This window comes from Gluconacetobacter tumulisoli (assembly GCF_014174155.1).
Classification (GTDB): domain Bacteria; phylum Pseudomonadota; class Alphaproteobacteria; order Acetobacterales; family Acetobacteraceae; genus Gluconacetobacter; species Gluconacetobacter tumulisoli.
This window is the reverse complement of the sequence record NZ_JABEQM010000034.1, coordinates 1-2,264: the sequence shown is the minus strand read 5'-3', so window position 1 is coordinate 2,264 and position 2,264 is coordinate 1. Positions and strand designations below refer to the sequence as shown.

Here is a 2,264-nt window from a genome sequence, read left to right as displayed (position 1 = left end):
ATTACGAGCGCTACGCTTCAACGCTCGCAAGTCTCCATGTCGTCGCTTTCGCATGCTTCATGCTCAGAAACGCCGCTATACTCGCTCAAGGTGCATAACACCCTCTAGGTTCCGATAACTCCGCAAAGCGCCTTCGGGTAGACCCTATTTTCTTCTCTGTTCGTAGACACTGAGATTGAGATTGGTCAGATCGAGAATCGGTGTGGCAATCTGATGCGTGCGGGCACGCTTCACGAGGTCGCCAATGATCTGCGTCGCCTCAATGGGAGCGCCCTGCGACAGATCACGGAACATGGACGATGTCAGGGACGATTCCTTTGCCGTCAGCAGCCGGACGATACCGCCCAGAGTTTCCTCGGTGAGCGGATATCCCGCCGCCGCAGCAATCGAAGCGCATTCGCCGATCGTCGCCCGCGCGAAATCCTCACCCGCGGGCACGCTGGCCACTTCCCCCACGGTGGCCCGCATCAGGCAGCATACGGTGCCTAGCGATGCCAGCAGAGCCCATTTGTTCCACATCTCCTGAATGATGTGGTCAGACAATATAGTCTCGAAGCCAGGACCGGAGAGAGCATCCTTGAGGTTCCGGATCGGGGCGTTGTCGCCAGCGGATCGTGGGCCAAAGGTCAGTTTGGGGAGTGATCCCACTTGGACGACCTGTCCTTCAGAATCCAGCTTGCTGACGATGAAACACGTCCCGCCCAGGACCTTCGGATCTCCGAAACGCTCCGCCAGCACATCGAGATGCCGCATGCCATTGAGAAGAGGTACGATGCGCGTGTTCGGGCCGACGGCGGCAGCGAAATCGTCCATCGCGGACGCGAGGGAATATGCCTTTACGCTGAGAAGAATGATGTCATAAAGGCCATCGATGTCGTCGGATGTCACCATTTGCGGCGCGAGGGTCGCATTCCCCAGCGGACTGATCAGCCGGAGCCCATCCGTACGCAGTTGCCGCAGCCGGGTGGGACGCACCAGGAATGTTACGTCATGTCCCGCTGTTGCCATTCGGGCCCCAAAATATCCCCCAACCGCACCTGCGCCGACGATCAGAACTTTTGGCTTCATAGTGTCGTTCCTTGCTCCGGAACTGCCGCGCCGAGGATCCAGTAACGGCAGTTTCACCTTTGATACCATTAATGCGCACTGTTCATGAACAGGGACATTGGAGTGGGGGAGTCGTCGGAGGAGAGGCCCAGCGCTCAAGCGTAAGCACCTGTCACTGGATTGGGAACTGATGTTCACGCGTCCGATGTTTGAGACGGCGGATATGGCCGCACAAGGCGCGCTGTTGAACGAGATCGCCGCGCCGGTGGATGCAGGGCGTATTCGCACGACGCTGTATGGCGAGGAGGTGCCGCGGACCAACCGCATCGTGCTCCCCAGCCGCCCGGATTCAGGCCTTGGCTATGAATACCTACCGGAAGAGGAAGTCTCGGCAGGGAAATTCGCCGCCATCACCGCCATGATCCATGATGACAACGTGAAAGAGGTTGTGGACTGGGCGCATCTGCAATGCGTCAGCGGAGTTTGCCCGATTTAGGCGGGTAGCACCTCGGGATAGATGGCGCGCACGACGTATTTCCTCTCAACCGGGTTCGGCAGCTCGGTCTGGCTCGATCGATCGCAGGCAGAACCGCGTGATCTCGGATGGTTTTCCAATTCGGAGTGCGAAACCGGGCCAGAGACCGGTGCCGTTGCTGACATAGAGTGTCATGGTGCCCAGATCGTAGCGGCCGGACACGAACCCGTTGTTGCCGCGTGCGACGAGGCGATCGAGGCCCGGAAGCATGCCGCCATGCGTATGGCCCGACAATTGAAGGGCGATGCCGCGTTCGGCGGTGGATCGCGCGTTGCGCGGCTGATGATCGAGCAGCACGACCGGCGCGCCTGGTGGCCTGCCGTCAAGAGCCGCGTCGAGGTCGGGGCCGGCATGGCCATGTCCGGGCGCGGACAGGTCCGTCACGCCGGCGACGACCAGATGCGAGGCGTCCCGCGTGACGACCGCATGGGTATTCGCTAGCATGAGCATGCCCAGATCCGACAGATGGCGCATCCAGTCGGCATAATCGAAAAAATATTCATGGTTGCCGGGGACTGCGAAAACCCCATCCGGGGCCTGCAACCCTTGCAGCGGGGCGATGTCGGTGCGACGCATGTCTACCGAGCCGTCGATGAAATCGCCCGTCACGACGATCAGATCGGCTTCGGCGGCGTTGGCCCGTGTTACCATCGCCTGGCTCCAGGCCGTCGGGAAAAGCTTG

General features: G+C 60.4%; 3 protein-coding genes and 1 pseudogene. 2 read left to right on the top strand and 2 right to left on the bottom strand.

Annotation, left to right across the window (positions count from 1 at the left end; translation table 11 throughout):
• Positions 1-98, top strand: a pseudogene (locus HLH28_RS17760) (IS5/IS1182 family transposase); the annotation flags it as partial.
• A gap of 46 nt (positions 99-144) precedes the next feature.
• Here the strand turns inward: HLH28_RS17760 and HLH28_RS17755 are convergent.
• Positions 145-1,068 carry a ketopantoate reductase family protein gene (locus HLH28_RS17755; protein WP_182961930.1) on the bottom strand — a complete coding sequence of 308 codons (924 nt, stop codon included), beginning with the start codon at positions 1,066-1,068 and terminating at the stop codon, positions 145-147.
• A gap of 169 nt (positions 1,069-1,237) precedes the next feature.
• Here HLH28_RS17755 and HLH28_RS18490 point away from each other — a divergent pair, with 169 nt between their 5' ends.
• Entirely contained in the window at positions 1,238-1,543 is a 306-nt protein-coding gene (locus HLH28_RS18490) for a hypothetical protein (protein ID WP_408869865.1), read from the top strand.
• Positions 1,544-1,588: 45 nt separating this feature from the next.
• Here HLH28_RS18490 and HLH28_RS17745 read toward each other — a convergent pair.
• Positions 1,589-2,264: metallophosphoesterase (locus HLH28_RS17745; protein WP_182961929.1), on the bottom strand; the 676-nt coding region annotated here is incomplete at its 5' end.